Source organism: Pseudomonas sp. AC070 (genome assembly GCF_979258635.1).
Genome location: NZ_OZ409871.1, coordinates 1184651 through 1199210, shown reverse-complemented (window position 1 = coordinate 1199210; position 14560 = coordinate 1184651). Strand labels below are relative to the sequence as shown.

General features: G+C 60.1%; 15 protein-coding genes. 3 read left to right on the top strand and 12 right to left on the bottom strand.

Translation table 11 applies throughout. The features are described from left to right. Positions 1-3: 3 nt before the first annotated feature. Positions 4-1062: a recombinase RecA gene (gene recA, locus ACZZ0Q_RS05300; protein WP_122452630.1), complete on the bottom strand. Its 1059-nt coding sequence runs from the start codon at positions 1060-1062 to the stop codon at positions 4-6. Between the two features lie 85 nt (positions 1063-1147). Beyond that, positions 1148-1648, bottom strand: a complete 501-nt coding sequence (locus ACZZ0Q_RS05295) for a CinA family protein (RefSeq protein ID WP_463539844.1) — start codon at positions 1646-1648, stop codon at positions 1148-1150. Between the two features lie 71 nt (positions 1649-1719). Between ACZZ0Q_RS05295 and mutS the strand changes: the two genes are divergently transcribed. After that, entirely contained in the window at positions 1720-4287 is a 2568-nt protein-coding gene (mutS, locus tag ACZZ0Q_RS05290; RefSeq protein ID WP_463539845.1) for a DNA mismatch repair protein MutS, read from the top strand. Positions 4288-4429: 142 nt separating this feature from the next. Continuing rightward, positions 4430-4753, top strand: coding sequence for a ferredoxin FdxA (gene fdxA, locus ACZZ0Q_RS05285; protein WP_122494056.1), 324 nt, complete (start codon positions 4430-4432; stop codon positions 4751-4753). 521 nt (positions 4754-5274) lie between these two features. On the opposite strand, the gene rpoS is transcribed toward fdxA, so the two are convergent. The 8 genes from rpoS to ACZZ0Q_RS05245 form a co-directional block, all read right to left on the bottom strand. Beyond that, positions 5275-6279, bottom strand: coding sequence for an RNA polymerase sigma factor RpoS (gene rpoS, locus ACZZ0Q_RS05280; RefSeq protein ID WP_463560343.1), 1005 nt, complete (start codon positions 6277-6279; stop codon positions 5275-5277). A 105-nt stretch (positions 6280-6384) separates the two neighbouring features. Further along, positions 6385-7260, bottom strand: a complete 876-nt coding sequence (locus ACZZ0Q_RS05275; RefSeq protein ID WP_463539846.1) for a peptidoglycan DD-metalloendopeptidase family protein — start codon at positions 7258-7260, stop codon at positions 6385-6387. A gap of 79 nt (positions 7261-7339) precedes the next feature. Next, the gene (locus tag ACZZ0Q_RS05270; protein ID WP_463384742.1) at positions 7340-7975 is read right to left on the bottom strand and encodes a protein-L-isoaspartate(D-aspartate) O-methyltransferase; all 636 of its coding nucleotides are present in this window, start codon (positions 7973-7975) and stop codon (positions 7340-7342) included. A 41-nt stretch (positions 7976-8016) separates the two neighbouring features. Beyond that, positions 8017-8766: a 5'/3'-nucleotidase SurE gene (gene surE, locus ACZZ0Q_RS05265; protein WP_463539847.1), complete on the bottom strand. Its 750-nt coding sequence runs from the start codon at positions 8764-8766 to the stop codon at positions 8017-8019. Then, the gene (gene truD, locus ACZZ0Q_RS05260; RefSeq protein ID WP_463539848.1) at positions 8754-9812 is read right to left on the bottom strand and encodes a tRNA pseudouridine(13) synthase TruD; all 1059 of its coding nucleotides are present in this window, start codon (positions 9810-9812) and stop codon (positions 8754-8756) included. Before truD ends, surE begins: the two co-directional genes overlap by 13 nt. Then, entirely contained in the window at positions 9809-10282 is a 474-nt protein-coding gene (ispF, locus tag ACZZ0Q_RS05255; protein WP_122452621.1) for a 2-C-methyl-D-erythritol 2,4-cyclodiphosphate synthase, read from the bottom strand. The genes truD and ispF overlap by 4 nt, the downstream gene beginning before the upstream one ends. A 177-nt stretch (positions 10283-10459) precedes the next feature. After that, entirely contained in the window at positions 10460-11302 is an 843-nt protein-coding gene (gene fghA / locus ACZZ0Q_RS05250) for an S-formylglutathione hydrolase (RefSeq protein WP_463539849.1), read from the bottom strand. Positions 11303-11319: 17 nt separating this feature from the next. After that, positions 11320-12432 carry an S-(hydroxymethyl)glutathione dehydrogenase/class III alcohol dehydrogenase gene (locus tag ACZZ0Q_RS05245; RefSeq protein ID WP_463539850.1) on the bottom strand — a complete coding sequence of 371 codons (1113 nt, stop codon included), beginning with the start codon at positions 12430-12432 and terminating at the stop codon, positions 11320-11322. Positions 12433-12568: 136 nt separating this feature from the next. On the opposite strand from ACZZ0Q_RS05245, the gene ACZZ0Q_RS05240 reads away from it, so the two are divergent. Further along, positions 12569-13447, top strand: a complete 879-nt coding sequence (locus tag ACZZ0Q_RS05240) for a LysR family transcriptional regulator (protein ID WP_463539851.1) — start codon at positions 12569-12571, stop codon at positions 13445-13447. A 94-nt stretch (positions 13448-13541) separates the two neighbouring features. Here the strand turns inward: ACZZ0Q_RS05240 and ispD are convergent, their stop codons facing one another. Then, a complete protein-coding gene (ispD, locus tag ACZZ0Q_RS05235) occupies positions 13542-14252 on the bottom strand; it encodes a 2-C-methyl-D-erythritol 4-phosphate cytidylyltransferase (protein ID WP_463539852.1) in 711 nt (236 codons plus the stop codon). Beyond that, a complete protein-coding gene (gene ftsB, locus ACZZ0Q_RS05230) occupies positions 14249-14527 on the bottom strand; it encodes a cell division protein FtsB (RefSeq protein WP_122452616.1) in 279 nt (92 codons plus the stop codon). The genes ispD and ftsB overlap by 4 nt, the downstream gene beginning before the upstream one ends. Positions 14528-14560: the final 33 nt, after the last annotated feature.

The window sequence follows — 14560 nt, the reverse complement described above, 5'->3', positions numbered from 1 at the left end:
GACTCAGGCGTCTGCCAGATCGTCTTCGGTGTTGTTTACAGCGGCAGCGGCGGCCGCTGCGGCTGCATCTTTACCGGCCATGAGCAGTTGATCGCGGATCTGCTTCTCGATGGTTTTGGCGATTTCCGGGTTGTCTTCCAGGTACTTAGCCGAGTTGGCTTTACCCTGACCAATCTTGCTACCCAAGTAGCTGTACCAGGCGCCGGATTTTTCCAGCAGACCGAGTTGAACGCCCAGGTCGATGATCTCGCCGTTACGGTAGATGCCCTTGCCGTACAGAATCTGGAACTCAGCCTGACGGAATGGCGGGGCTACCTTGTTTTTCACGACTTTGACCCGGGTTTCGCTGCCGACCACTTCGTCGCCTTCTTTCACGGCGCCGGTACGGCGAATGTCCAGACGCACCGAAGCGTAGAACTTCAACGCGTTACCACCAGTGGTGGTTTCCGGGCTGCCGAACATCACACCGATTTTCATACGGATCTGGTTGATGAAGATAACCAGGCAGTTGGCGTTTTTGATGTTGCCGGTGATTTTACGCAGCGCTTGCGACATCAGACGGGCTTGCAGGCCGACGTGCATGTCGCCCATTTCACCTTCGATTTCTGCTTTCGGCACCAGGGCGGCAACGGAGTCGACGATGATTACGTCAATGGCGTTGGAACGCACCAGCATGTCGGTGATTTCCAGCGCTTGCTCGCCGGTGTCTGGCTGGGAAACCAGCAGGTCGTCGACGTTGACGCCGAGTTTGCCGGCGTAGTCCGGATCGAGCGCGTGTTCCGCATCGACGAAGGCGCAGGTGGCGCCCATGCGCTGTGCTTCAGCAATAACGGACAAGGTAAGTGTGGTTTTACCCGACGATTCCGGACCGTAGATTTCTACGATACGACCGCGTGGCAGGCCGCCAATGCCAAGGGCGATGTCCAGGCCCAGGGAGCCGGTGGAAATCGACGGAATGGCCTGACGTTCATGGTCGCCCATGCGCATGACTGCGCCTTTACCGAATTGTTTTTCGATTTGACCCAGGGCTGCAGCCAAGGCGCGCTTCTTATTCTCGTCCATTGAATCCTCACGTGATCAAGAGGGCCTAGCGGCCGCTAACAACTGTATAAGTAGCCAGTATTATTCCACAGCGCAAGTCGAGCGCCTACCCCTGATCCGGAATTTCTCCTGCAGCTAGTCGGATCAGCCCGGCCAGTGCGGCTTCCACCGTTTGTCGTCTCACCGCGTCACGGTCGCCAGCAAAAAGACGCTTGCGGGTAAACACCTGGTCGCCATTCGCCCAGGCCAGCCAGACGGTGCCTACAGGTTTGTCGACTGAACCGCCGTCCGGGCCGGCAACGCCGCTGACGGCTATGGAAAATTGTGCAGCGCTTTTGTCCTGTGCTCCGCGTGCCATGGCTTCGACAACCTCACGGCTGACCGCCCCTACGGAGGCAAATAAAGTGACGGGCACATCAAGCTGACGGGTCTTCTGAGCGTTGGAATAAGTGACGTAACCGGCTTCAAACCAAGCAGAGCTTCCAGGAATTCGCGTGATGGCTTCGGCGATACCGCCGCCGGTACATGACTCGGCAGTGGTGACGCGCGCGTCCAGCGCACGCAGACGCTGGCCCAGTTGCGCGGCCAGTTGAGTAATCGCGTCCAAGGCAATCTCCGGGCTTAAAGAGGATGAGGGGGATACCGTACACTAGCGCCTTTTGCGCGCAAGGCCTGGTAATGAGCGATCTCTCCGCACACACCCCGATGATGCAGCAGTACTGGCGGCTGAAGAATCAGCACCCCGACCAGTTGATGTTTTACCGCATGGGCGACTTCTACGAGATTTTCTACGAAGACGCGAAAAAAGCCGCGAAGTTGCTCGACATTACCCTGACCGCGCGCGGCCAATCGGCGGGCATGGCCATTCCCATGTGCGGCATTCCTTACCACGCCGCCGAAGGTTATCTGGCCAAGTTGGTGAAGCTGGGCGAGTCGGTTGTTATTTGCGAGCAGATCGGCGATCCGGCCACCAGCAAGGGGCCGGTGGAACGTCAGGTGGTGCGCATCATCACGCCCGGCACGGTCAGCGACGAAGCTTTGCTCGATGAGCGCCGCGACAATTTACTCGCCGCCGTGCTGGGTGATGAGCGCCTGTTTGGTCTGGCGGTGCTGGATATCACCAGCGGCCGTTTCAGCGTGCTGGAAATACCGGGCTGGGAGAATTTGCTGGCCGAGCTGGAGCGCCTGAATCCGGTTGAGTTGTTGATTCCCGATGATTGGCCGCAAGGCCTGCCGGCTGAGAAACGCCGTGGTTCTCGCCGCCGCGCGCCGTGGGATTTCGAGCGCGATTCGGCGCACAAGAGCCTGTGCCAACAGTTCGCCACGCAAGATCTCAAGGGCTTTGGCTGCGAAACCCTGACCCTGGCCATTGGCGCCGCCGGTTGCCTGCTGGCCTACGCCAAGGAAACCCAGCGCACCGCCCTGCCCCACCTGCGCAGCCTGCGCCATGAGCGCCTTGACGACACGGTGATTCTCGATGGCGCCAGCCGTCGCAATCTGGAGCTCGATACCAACCTCGCCGGTGGCCGCGATAACACGCTGCAATCGGTGGTCGACCGCTGCCAGACCGCCATGGGCAGCCGCCTGCTGACCCGCTGGCTGAACCGTCCGCTGCGCCAGCGCGCCGTATTGGATGCCCGTCAGGAATCGATTGCCTGCCTGCTCGAACGTTATCGCTTTGAGAATTTGCAGCCGCAACTGAAAGAGATCGGCGATGTAGAGCGCATTCTCGCGCGCATCGGCTTGCGCAATGCGCGGCCTCGCGATCTAGCGCGTCTGCGCGATGCCCTGGCCGCGTTGCCGGAGCTGCAAATGGCCATGGCCAATTTGGAAAGCCCGCACCTGCAAACCCTCGCCGGTACTGTGAGCACATACCCGGAACTGGCCGAGCTGCTGGCCCGAGCAATTATCGACAACCCGCCGGCGGTGATCCGCGATGGCGGCGTGTTGAAGACCGGTTACGACCCGGAGTTGGACGAGTTGCAATCGCTCAGCGAAAACGCCGGCCAGTTCCTGATGGACTTGGAAGCGCGAGAAAAAGCCCGCACCGGTCTGGCCAATTTGAAGGTCGGCTATAACCGCATTCACGGCTACTTTATCGAGCTGCCGAGCAAGCAGGCCGAATCAGCGCCGGCCGACTACATCCGCCGCCAGACGCTCAAAGGCGCCGAGCGTTTTATTACGCCGGAGCTCAAAGAGTTCGAAGACAAGGCGCTGTCGGCGAAAAGCCGGGCGCTTGCGCGGGAAAAGATGCTCTACGACGAGTTGCTGGAGCGTTTGATCGGCCACCTTGGCCCGTTGCAGGATTCCGCCGGCGCATTGGCCGAGTTGGACGTACTGAGCAACCTGGCCGAACGCGCACTGACCCTCGACCTCAACCGCCCGCGCTTTGTCGATGAGCCGTGCATGCGCATCAACCAGGGCCGCCACCCGGTGGTGGAACAGGTGCTGACCACGCCGTTCGTGGCCAACGATCTGAGCCTCGATGACAACACGCGGATGCTGATCATCACCGGCCCGAACATGGGCGGTAAGTCCACGTACATGCGCCAGACCGCACTCATTGTGCTGCTCGCCCATATCGGCAGTTTCGTGCCGGCGGCCAGTTGCGAGCTGTCGCTGGTGGACCGCATCTTTACCCGCATCGGCTCGAGCGACGACCTGGCAGGTGGTCGCTCCACCTTTATGGTGGAGATGAGCGAGACGGCCAACATTCTGCACAACGCCACCGAACGCAGTCTGGTGCTGATGGATGAAGTCGGCCGCGGCACCAGCACCTTTGACGGCCTGTCGCTGGCCTGGGCAGCGGCCGAACATTTGGCGCGCTTGCGTGCCTACACCTTGTTCGCCACGCATTATTTCGAGCTGACGGTGTTGCCGGAAAGCGAGCCGATTGTCGCCAACGTGCATTTGAACGCCACCGAGCACAACGAGCGCATCGTGTTTCTGCACCACGTGCTGCCAGGGCCAGCGAGCCAGAGTTATGGCTTGGCAGTTGCGCAGTTGGCCGGGGTTCCGGGTGATGTGATCGTGCGGGCCAAGGAGCACTTGGCGCGCCTGGAAACCACCGCCTTGCCCCACGAGCAGCCGCGTAGCGAGCCAGGGAAACCCGCCGTGCCGGTGCAAAGCGACTTGTTCGCCAGCGCGCCGCACCCGGTAATTGAAGAATTGGGCCGCATCAATCCCGATGATTTAACCCCGCGCCGCGCACTCGAACTGTTATATACATTGAAGGCACGCATCTAACGCCTGCGCGCGCAAGCTGTTAGAATCCCGCGCGCTTTGGGAAAGCGGTGGTCTATTAGCCTGGACTACCGCTCTCGTTTCCCGAGCCGAGGAGCTCAATTACTGAACCGGGCTCCCCAGCCGCCTGAGGAGAGAATTAGAAATGACCTTCGTCGTCACCGACAACTGCATCAAGTGCAAGTACACCGACTGCGTAGAAGTGTGTCCGGTGGACTGCTTTTACGAAGGCCCGAACTTTTTGGTGATCCACCCGGACGAGTGCATTGACTGCGCCCTGTGCGAGCCAGAATGCCCGGCCCAAGCGATCTTCTCGGAAGATGAAGTGCCTGAAGATATGCAAGAGTTCATTCAGTTGAACACCGACCTTGCTGAAATCTGGCCGAACATCACCGAGCGCAAAGAAGCGCTGCCAGACGCTGAAGAGTGGGATGGCAAGAAAAACAAACTGGAACTCCTGGAGCGCTAAGCGCCAGGCTTTCAGAGCGAGAGAACGCACCGACGAGTGCTTCCCGCTGCAGGACAAGCACCGTGAAAGACAAAAGGCCCGCAATGCGGGCCTTTTGTTGTGCCCACCTTTCGGCAGGCAAAAAAAAGGGGCGGTTTGACCCGCCCACTCTTTCGTCCCTAATCCCTCTATTTCCTGCTCATCGTCCTGATGAATCGTGTCCTTCGATGGTTCCTGGCCGATATCCATTTCAGCCCGTGCTAGTCCGTAAGCACAGGGGTGATATTAGCGATATCCAGATACCGTTCAAGTCGCGAAATCGCCTAACGGACAGTCTGGCGCACTCTCGCAAATTAACTTATTCGTTATAATTCAATGAGTTGCGATTCAAGCTAAGTGTAACGCAGGCGATACGCCGGCTAATCATTCCTCGAATCACTTACACGACCTGTAAGCAATGTCTTACAAAGCTGACACTTGCAGGAAGACACCGACAAAAAACCCGGCCTGAGCCGGGTGTTTTTTGCGCGGTCTTAACGAGGTTATTGGAACAACGCGTCACTGGAGAGACCGTTCTTTTCAAGGATTTCCCGCAGTCGCTTAAGCGCTTCGACCTGAATCTGCCGCACCCGCTCACGGGTTAGGCCGATTTCCTGACCTACTTCTTCCAGCGTGCAACTTTCGTGGCCGCGCAGACCAAAACGTCTGACCACCACTTCACGCTGTTTATCGGTCAATTCCGACAGCCACTGATCGATGCTTTGCGAAAGATCGTCGTCCTGCAGCAGTTCACAGGGATCGGTCGGGCGGTCGTCGGTCAGGGTGTCGAGCAGGGTTTTGTCTGAGTCCGGACCGAGGGAAACGTCCACCGAAGACACCCGTTCATTGAGGCCAAGCATGCGCTTGACCTCGCCCACGGGTTTTTCCAGCAGGTTGGCGATTTCCTCAGCGGAGGGCTCGTGGTCAAGTTTCTGCGTCAGTTCGCGCGCGGCGCGCAGGTAGACGTTTAGCTCCTTGACCACATGAATAGGTAAACGAATGGTGCGCGTCTGGTTCATGATCGCGCGTTCGATGGTCTGCCGAATCCACCACGTGGCGTAGGTGGAGAAACGGAAACCGCGTTCAGGATCGAACTTCTCAACCGCTCGAATTAGCCCAAGGTTGCCTTCTTCGATCAAGTCCAGCAGGGACAAGCCCCGATTGACGTACCGACGGGCAATCTTCACCACCAGGCGCAGGTTACTTTCGATCATACGCTTGCGGCCCGCAGGGTCGCCCTTCTGCGCCAGCCGCGCAAAATGGACTTCTTCTTCGGGAGTCAGGAGGGGGGAGAAACCGATTTCGTTGAGGTATAGCTGAGTGGCGTCTAGCGCCCGGGTGTAGTCGATGTATTTGTGTTGCTTGACCGCAGTGGACTGCTTGGCCTTCGTGCGTTTGGCCGGAGCTTCCGGCTCATCGTTAAGCACGTCGTCCAAGACGATGCCGGGCTCCATGAGCAGCACGTCATCATCCAAGTCAAACTCCGGCGCTTCTTTGTTGAGTGCCATTGTTCTTATCCCTTGCTGAGTTCGACATAAGCCCCGGCATCACCTTAATCCATGGCAATCCCTGAGCCCGTCCGGCCTACGTGGCTGGAGCGGGCTGACAACCTTTCAACGCGCAGGCAAAAATTGCAGCGGATCCACAGGTTTACCCTGTCGGCGAATCTCAAAATGGAGCTTCACCCGATCGGTGCCGGTGGAACCCATTTCGGCAATCGTCTGCCCGACCTTGACTTGCTGTCCCTCCCTTACCAGCAACTTGCGGTTATGACCGTAAGCGCTTACGTAGGTATCGCTGTGTTTGATGATTACTAATTCGCCGTAGCCCCGTAATCCACTTCCGGCGTACACAACAGAACCATCCGACGCGGCAAGAACAGGCTGGCCCAATTCCCCAGCTATATCAATTCCTTTATTCAAACTACCGTTTGAGGAGAATTTACCGATCAAAGCACCGCCTGTAGGCCACGCCCAGCCTGTAGCAGAACGACTCACAGCCTGCACCGGCGTGGTCGCTGGCGTGGTAACAACCGGGGGTTGGGCGGGTCTGGCGATAACTGGAACGGTGTTGGTCGGGACCACCACCAAGGGCGGCTTATTGCCATTATTGGCTGTTGCAATCGGACCTTTGACCACCGTTGGCGAACGCCCACCGTCGAAGCGGATCACCTGACCGACCTTGATGGTGTACGGCGCCGGAATGTTGTTTCGAGCCGCTAGCGCGCGCCAATCCCAACCAAAACGAAAGGCGATGGAATAAAGGGTGTCGCTGCGCTGAACGCGGTATTGGCCAGTGGTGGTGGCGGGACGCTGCGGTGTGGCGGCGCTGGTGCTGCTGGTCGAACCGCCAGCGGTACGATCAACCACACGTACGCCGCCAGGTGGGGCGCTGCTGCAACCGACCAGTAACACTCCAAGGACCCAGCCACTCACCAGACGTCTGGCGCCTGCGATGCAAATCCACTGCTGAATGGCTGTGAGACTCACCCGCCTCTCCCTTTCCGGTGACTGTTGAAAAATGTAAAACGACAAAACCCATACTTAAGTAGTGCCACCCTCGCCCAACTCAAGCGGTGGGCCCGTTCAGCAAGGGTACGAAGCGCACCGCATCCAGCACATGACGGGAGAAGCCGTGCTCTTCGCGGATGATCAGCATCAGCTGTTGAACATCGCCCGCTCCCACCGGAATCACCAGGCGCCCGCCTGGAGCCAGCTGATCCAGCAGCGCCTGGGGCACTTCAGCCGCAGCGGCGGTGACGATAATGCCGTTGTAACTGGCCAGTGCCGGCCAGCCTTCCCAGCCGTCGCCCCAACGAAAGACCACGTTGCGCAAGTTGAGTGCCAGCAATCGTTCTTTCGCCCGTTCTTGCAGAGCCTGGATACGCTCCACTGAAAACACTCGCTCAACCAATTGGGCCAGTACAGCGGTCTGGTAGCCGGAGCCGGTGCCGATCTCCAGCACCTTGTCCAACGGCCCGGCCGCCAGCAGCAGCTCGGTCATGCGCCCGACCATATAAGGTTGCGAGATGGTCTGGTTGTGGCCGATGGGCAGCGCGGTGTCTTCGTAGGCACGGTGCGCAAACGCTTCATCGACAAACAGATGACGCGGCGTACGGCGAATAACTTCAAGCACTCGGGCGTTGGAAAGGCCTTCGTCGTACAAGCGTTGGATCAGGCGCTCGCGGGTGCGCTGCGAGGTCATGCCGATACCACGGTGTTGCAGATCGTCTTGCCCGCGCGACATCAGAGCAACCCCTCCAACCAAGGCGTGATCGTTGCAAACGCCTCGTTAAAGGTGCGGTCCAGTTGCAGCGGCGTGATCGACACGTAGCCTTGCACCACCGCATGGAAGTCGGTGCCGGGACCGCCGTCTTCAGCATCACCCGACACCGAAATCCAATAGCCTTCCTTGCCGCGCGGGTTAACCACCTTCACTGGCGCTGCGGCACGGGCGCGGTGGCCCAGGCGCGTCAGCTGAATGCCGCGAATGTGGTCCAGCGGCAAGTTGGGAATGTTCACGTTGAGCACGGTACGCGGCGGCAAATCGAGTTTGCCTCGCGCTTCCACCAGACGGCGGGCGATGTACGCAGCGGCCGGCAGGTTGTCGGTTTGCCGGGAAACCAAAGAAAAGGCAAAGGCCGGGCAACCGATGAAGCGCCCTTCGAGCGCCGCCGCCACGGTGCCGGAATACAACACGTCGTCGCCCAGGTTGGCGCCCAGGTTGATGCCGGAAACCACCATATCTGGCAGCTCGGGCAACAAGCCGTTTAGGCCCAGGTGCACGCAGTCGGTTGGCGTTCCGTTGATGCTGATAAAACCGTTGGGCAACACCATCGGGTGCAGCGGACGATCGAGTGTCAACGAGCTGCTGGCGCCGCTCTTGTCCGTGTCGGGGGCGATCACCACGCACTCGGCGTAATCCGCCAGCGCGCCATGCAGCGCGGCGAGGCCGGGAGCCATCACCCCATCGTCGTTTGAAATCAGAATACGCATGAGTTGTCCGTCTGCCCTGCCGGCAACAACTCGACGACTTCACGCACAACAGCGGTGGCGAAGCATCCAGCCGGCAAGACGAATTCCAGTTGCAGAATGTCAGGCTCGGGATAATGCCACGTCAAACCGCCGATGGGGAGGCGCAGGATACGCCGTTCGTGAGCCATGCCCGCAGAGATTAACCAGTCGCACAACGCCGCCTCTTTTGCCGCGACCGCTTGTTCGATTTCATGGGTCGCACCGGCTGCTGGCGAAGGCCCTTCGCCCCACAGTGGACCGGTGGGATGCAGATCGAGAATGGCTAAGCGCGGGTCGCTGCACTCGGCCTCACCGGCCGGGAAAAAGCTGCGGCTGTCGGTAAAGGCCAGCAAGTCGCCGACCTGCGCGCGCTGCCAGCTGCCGTCGGCGACACGTGCGGCCAACACCTGATTGAACACGTAACTGCGCGCCGCCGAGAGCAAACGCGAGCGAACATTGCGCGCATCCGGCAGCTCGCCGCGACTGGCGAAATCGCGGGCATGCACCACGTTGCCGCCCTGATAGGCGAAGCGTTGCTCACCGAAATAGTTCGGCACGCCATGGGCCTTGATCTGCTCCAGACGCGCATCGAGTGCGGCGCTGTCGCCTTGCAGTTGCGTGAGCCGCAAGGTGAAACCGTTGGCCGAGTGGGCGCCGCGTTGCAGCTTGCGCTTGTGCCGTGCGGTTTTAACGATGATCAGGCTGTCACTTTGCGCGGCGGAAAAATCCGGATCGGCCTTGCCGGGCAGGTGCAGGCTGAACCACTGACGGGTCAGCGCCTGCCGGTCTTTCAGCCCGGCGTAGCTGATCATGCGCAACGGCACGCCAGCGGCTTTAGCCAGGCGGCGCGCGGCGTCTTCAGTATTCAGACCGCGTTTTTCCACCCACAGCCACAAGTGTTCGCCTTCGCCAGCGAGCGGGATGTCGAGCACTTCGTCGACTTGAAAATCTTCGGCAGTGGCCTTCAATACCGCGCGCCCGGCCGCCTCACCAAACGCACGTGGACCGAGCAATTCGAACTCGTTCATTGCGCCACCAACAACGCGACGGCGTGCACGGCGATACCTTCTTCACGGCCGGTAAAGCCGAGTTTTTCTTCGGTGGTGGCTTTGACGTTGACCTGATCCAGCGCGACCTCAAGGTCGGCGGCGATGGCGGCGCGCATGGTTTCGATATGCGGCGCCATCTTTGGCGCCTGGGCAACAATGGTGGCGTCGACGTTGCCGACTTTCCAACCCTTGGCCTTAATAAGCCCGACCACATGACGCAGCAACACTCGGCTGTCGGCACCTTTGAAGTTCGGGTCGGTATCGGGGAAATGTTTGCCGATATCGCCAAGCGCCGCAGCGCCCAACAAGGCATCGCTCAAGGCATGCAGCAGCACGTCGCCGTCGGAATGGGCGAGCAGCCCGAACTTGTGAGGAATCTGCACGCCACCCAGGGTAATAAAGGTGCCGTCGCAAAAGCGGTGAACATCGTAGCCGTGGCCGATACGCATGAGCCGAGGGGTCCTGGGAAAAGTCGGGAGTTTACCCGAAGGGCCCCGTGAGCGCCGCTGGCACTTGAAACCGCTAGAGCAAAAGCATCGAGGCTGAAGCCTCTCCCACAAGAACCGCGGTTCTCATGCAGGAGAGGCTTCAGCCTCGATCGGGCAATCGGCGTCTCAGCCCTTGTGCTACTTCAATGCCGCCGCATGGTGGCGTAAGTGGTCATCAATAAAGCTGGCGATGAAGTAATAGCTGTGGTCATACCCCGGCTGCATCCGTAGGGTCAGCGGATGGCCCGCCGCCTTGGCTGCTGCTTCCAGTGCCTGAGGTTTAAGTTGCCCTTCGAGAAAATCGTCGCGGTCGCCTTGGTCCACCAGAATCGGCAGCTTTTCGCTGGCATCAGCGATCAACACGCTGGCGTCCCATTCACGCCAACGCGAACGGTCGGCGCCCAGGTAGTTGCCTAAGGCCTTCTCGCCCCACGGGCAATTCAGCGGATTGGCAATCGGCGCGAACGCCGACACCGACTGGTAACGCCCCGGATTTTTCAACGCACAAATCAACGCGCCATGGCCGCCCATGGAGTGGCCGCTGATGCCGCGTTTGTCAGAAACCGGGAAGTTGGCTTCGATCAGCTCGGGCAACTCCTGCACCACGTAGTCGTACATCCGATAGTGGCGCGCCCACGGTTCCTGCGTGGCGTTGACGTAAAAGCCCGCACCCAGACCGAAGTCATAAGCGCCGGCTGCGTCGTCCGGCACACCTTCGCCGCGCGGACTGGTATCCGGCGCGACGATGATCAAGCCCAGCTCGGCCGCCAGGCGTTGGGCACCGGCTTTGTGCATAAAGTTTTCATCGGTGCAGGTCAGGCCGCTGAGCCAATACAGCACTGGCAGCTTGGCGCCCTGCTCGGCTTGAGGCGGCAGGTAGACGGCGAACACCATGTCGCAATTAAGGGAGCTGGAGCGGTGGCGATAACGCTTGTGCCAACCGCCGAACGCTTTGTTGCTGGAAACGATTTCAAGGGTCATGGAAAAGCCCGCCCTGATCAGTAATGGATGACGGTGCGGATGCTCTTGCCTTCGTGCATCAGGTCGAACGCCTCGTTGATTTTGTCCAGGCCCATGGTGTGGGTGATGAATGTGTCCAACGGAATCTCACCCTTCTGCGCTTTCTCCACGTAGCTCGGCAATTCGGTGCGGCCTTTGACGCCGCCGAACGCTGAACCGCGCCATACGCGACCGGTCACCAGTTGGAACGGACGGGTGCTAATTTCCTGACCGGCACCGGCTACGCCGATGATCACCGACTCGCCCCAGCCTTTGTGCGCGCACTCCAGGGCGGCGCGCATAAGTTGCACATTGCCGACGCATTCAAAGCTGTAATCCACGCCGCCGTCAGTGAGTTCGACGATGACGTCTTGAATCGGCTTGTCGTAGTCCCTCGGATTGACGAAGTCAGTGGCGCCCAGTTCGCGAGCCACATCGAACTTGGCCGGATTGATGTCGATGGCGATGATGCGCGAGGCCTTGGCCATTTTCGCGCCGATGATCGCCGCCAAGCCGATGCCGCCCAGGCCGAAGATGGCGACGGTGGCGCCCTCTTCCACTTTTGCGGTGTTCAACACGGCGCCGATGCCGGTGGTGACGCCACAGCCCAGCAGGCAGACCTTTTCCAGCGGCGCTTCTTTAGGGATGACCGCCAGCGATACTTCCGGCAGCACGGTGTATTCGGAAAAGGTCGAGCAGCCCATGTAGTGATAAATCGGCTGGCCTTGGTAAGAGAAGCGGCTGGTGCCATCGGGCATCAGGCCTTTGCCTTGAGTAGCGCGCACCGAGCTGCACAGGTTGGTTTTGCCAGATTTGCAAAATTTGCACTCGCGGCATTCGGCGGTGTACAGCGGAATCACATGGTCGCCGACTTTTACGGAGGTCACGCCCTCGCCGACGGCTTCAACAATGCCGCCGCCTTCATGGCCGAGAATGGCTGGGAACACGCCCTCGGAGTCAGCGCCCGACAGGGTGTACGCGTCGGTATGGCACACGCCGGTGGCGACAATGCGCACCAGCACTTCGCCGGCCTTCGGCGCTTCGACGTCGACTTCGACAATTTTCAGCGGCTCGTTCGGGGCAAAGGCTACGGCAGCACGGGACTTGATCATGGTGGCTCTCCAGCGGGTTTAAACAGTGGCGCAGAGTGTAGTCCACAGTGCTTTCTGTAAATAATCGCGGAGTTAGCAAAACATTATTGCCAGTGAGGGATAATCACGGCTTTACCAACACGGTACGGGGCGCGCCATGAGCAGTTGGGATGGGCTGGACGAGTTTGTCGCGGTGGCCGAATGCGGGCAGTTCACCGCGGCGGCGCAGCGCTTGGGGCTTTCTTCGTCGCAAGTCAGCCGGCAAATTGCTCGCCTCGAAGAAAGCCTGCAGACCCGCCTGTTCTACCGCAGCACCCGGCGCGTCGCGCTGACCGAAGCAGGGCAAACCTTTTTGCAGCATTGCCAACGCCTGCAAGATGCCCGCGAAGAAGCGCTGCGTGCGGTCGGCGATTTAGGCAGCGAGCCCAAAGGGTTGCTGCGCATGACCTGCGCGGTGGCCTATGGCGAACGTTTTATCGTGCCGCTGGTGACGCAATTTATGAGCCGCCATCCGCAGCTGAAGGTGGATATAGAACTGAGCAACCGCACCCTCGATATGGTTCAGGACGGCCTCGACCTGGCCATTCGCCTGGGGCGTTTGCAAGACTCGCGACTGGTGGCCACGCGCCTGGCGCCGCGCCGCATGTACCTGTGCGCCGCGCCCGGCTATGTGCAGCGTTATGGGCGGCCGCACAGTTTGTCGGAGCTCAACCAGCACAACTGCCTGATCGGCAGCAGCGACAGTTGGAGCTTTCAGCAGGAAGGCCGCGAGGTGTCGCAACGGGTGCACGGCAACTGGCGCTGCAACAGCGGGCAAGCGGTTCTGGACGCGGCGCTACAAGGGTTGGGGTTGTGCCAGTTGCCGGACTACTACGTGCAGGAGCACTTGAGCAGTGGCGCGCTGGTGTCGCTGCTGGAAAAGCATCAGGCGCCGAATACGGCGGTGTGGGCGTTGTATCCGCAGCAGCGGCATCTGTCGCCGAAGGTGAGGCAGTTGGTGGATCACTTGAAGGCGGGGTTGGGGCATTTGGGTTAGACGGCACGATTTATCTGTAGGAGCCAGCTTGCTGGCGAACCGTGGAAACGACATTCGCAATCAGCGTTTGCAGGGTTCGCCAGCAAGCTGGCTCCTACGATTTATGCGCCCACCGCTGACGCAGCCACTCCAAATCTTCCGGCCGGGTCACTTTGAGGTTATCCGCCCGCCCTTCAATCAAGCGCGGCGATTGCCCGGCCCATTCGATGGCCGAGGCTTCGTCGGTGACCTGCACGCCGGACACCAACGCATCCGCCAGCACGCGGTGCAATGTGCCGAGGCGAAACATTTGCGGCGTGAAGGCCTGCCAGATCACCGAGCGGTCGACTGTCTCGGCGACGCGGCCATCGGCTCCGGCACGTTTCAAAGTGTCGCGCGCTGGCACGGCCAGCAGGCCGCCGACTTGGTCGTCGGCCAGTTCGGCGAGCAACAAGTCCAGGTCGTAGCGCGACAGGTTCGGCCGTGCGGCGTCGTGCACCAGCACCCAGTCGTTTTCACCGGCGCCCAGTTCGGCCAGTCGAATCAGGCCGTTGAGCACCGAGTCGGCACGCTCGGCACCACCATCCGCGCGCTGAATACGTTCGTTACGGGCGTAGGGCAGTGTCGGCCAATAGGCATCGTCCGCCGACACACTCACCACTAAACCGCGCAATTGCGGGTGGTCCAGGAAGCAGTCGAGGGTATGTTCGAGAATGGTTTTACCGGCCAGTTGCAGGTACTGCTTGGGCCGGTCGGCGAGCATTCGAGCGCCGACGCCTGCGGCTGGGATCAAGGCCCAGAAGGCAGGCAAAACAGGAGAGGTCATTCGGTTAGCTGATAGAGGGTTTCGCCCTCTTTCACCATGCCCAGTTCGTGGCGGGCACGTTCTTCCACGGTTTCCATACCTTTCTTCAGCTCCATGACTTCAGCTTCGAGGATACGGTTACGTTCCAGCAGGTTTTCGTTTTCGCCCTTTTGTTCGGCGATTTGTCGCTGCAAGTCGGTGACCTGCGCAAAGCTGCCCTCGCCCACCCACAAGCGGTACTGCAGGCCTGCCAGCACAAGGATCAGAACGACGAATAACCAATAGGGGCTACGCATGAATCGGGCTTTTTCTCATATGAAAAGGGCAGC

Excerpts from the sequence above, each read along its gene's own strand:
- recA (WP_122452630.1), bottom strand. The coding sequence starts at position 1,062 with ATGGACGAGAATAAGAAGCGCGCCTTGGCTGCAGCCCTGGGTCAAATC.
- mutS (WP_463539845.1), top strand. The coding sequence starts at position 1,720 with ATGAGCGATCTCTCCGCACACACCCCGATGATGCAGCAGTACTGGCGG.
- fdxA (WP_122494056.1), top strand. The coding sequence starts at position 4,430 with ATGACCTTCGTCGTCACCGACAACTGCATCAAGTGCAAGTACACCGAC.
- rpoS (WP_463560343.1), bottom strand. The coding sequence starts at position 6,279 with ATGGCACTCAACAAAGAAGCGCCGGAGTTTGACTTGGATGATGACGTG.
- ACZZ0Q_RS05270 (WP_463384742.1), bottom strand. The coding sequence starts at position 7,975 with ATGACCTCGCAGCGCACCCGCGAGCGCCTGATCCAACGCTTGTACGAC.
- surE (WP_463539847.1), bottom strand. The coding sequence starts at position 8,766 with ATGCGTATTCTGATTTCAAACGACGATGGGGTGATGGCTCCCGGCCTC.
- truD (WP_463539848.1), bottom strand. The coding sequence starts at position 9,812 with ATGAACGAGTTCGAATTGCTCGGTCCACGTGCGTTTGGTGAGGCGGCC.
- ispF (WP_122452621.1), bottom strand. The coding sequence starts at position 10,282 with ATGCGTATCGGCCACGGCTACGATGTTCACCGCTTTTGCGACGGCACC.
- fghA (WP_463539849.1), bottom strand. The coding sequence starts at position 11,302 with ATGACCCTTGAAATCGTTTCCAGCAACAAAGCGTTCGGCGGTTGGCAC.
- ACZZ0Q_RS05245 (WP_463539850.1), bottom strand. The coding sequence starts at position 12,432 with ATGATCAAGTCCCGTGCTGCCGTAGCCTTTGCCCCGAACGAGCCGCTG.
- ACZZ0Q_RS05240 (WP_463539851.1), top strand. The coding sequence starts at position 12,569 with ATGAGCAGTTGGGATGGGCTGGACGAGTTTGTCGCGGTGGCCGAATGC.
- ispD (WP_463539852.1), bottom strand. The coding sequence starts at position 14,252 with ATGACCTCTCCTGTTTTGCCTGCCTTCTGGGCCTTGATCCCAGCCGCA.
- ftsB (WP_122452616.1), bottom strand. The coding sequence starts at position 14,527 with ATGCGTAGCCCCTATTGGTTATTCGTCGTTCTGATCCTTGTGCTGGCA.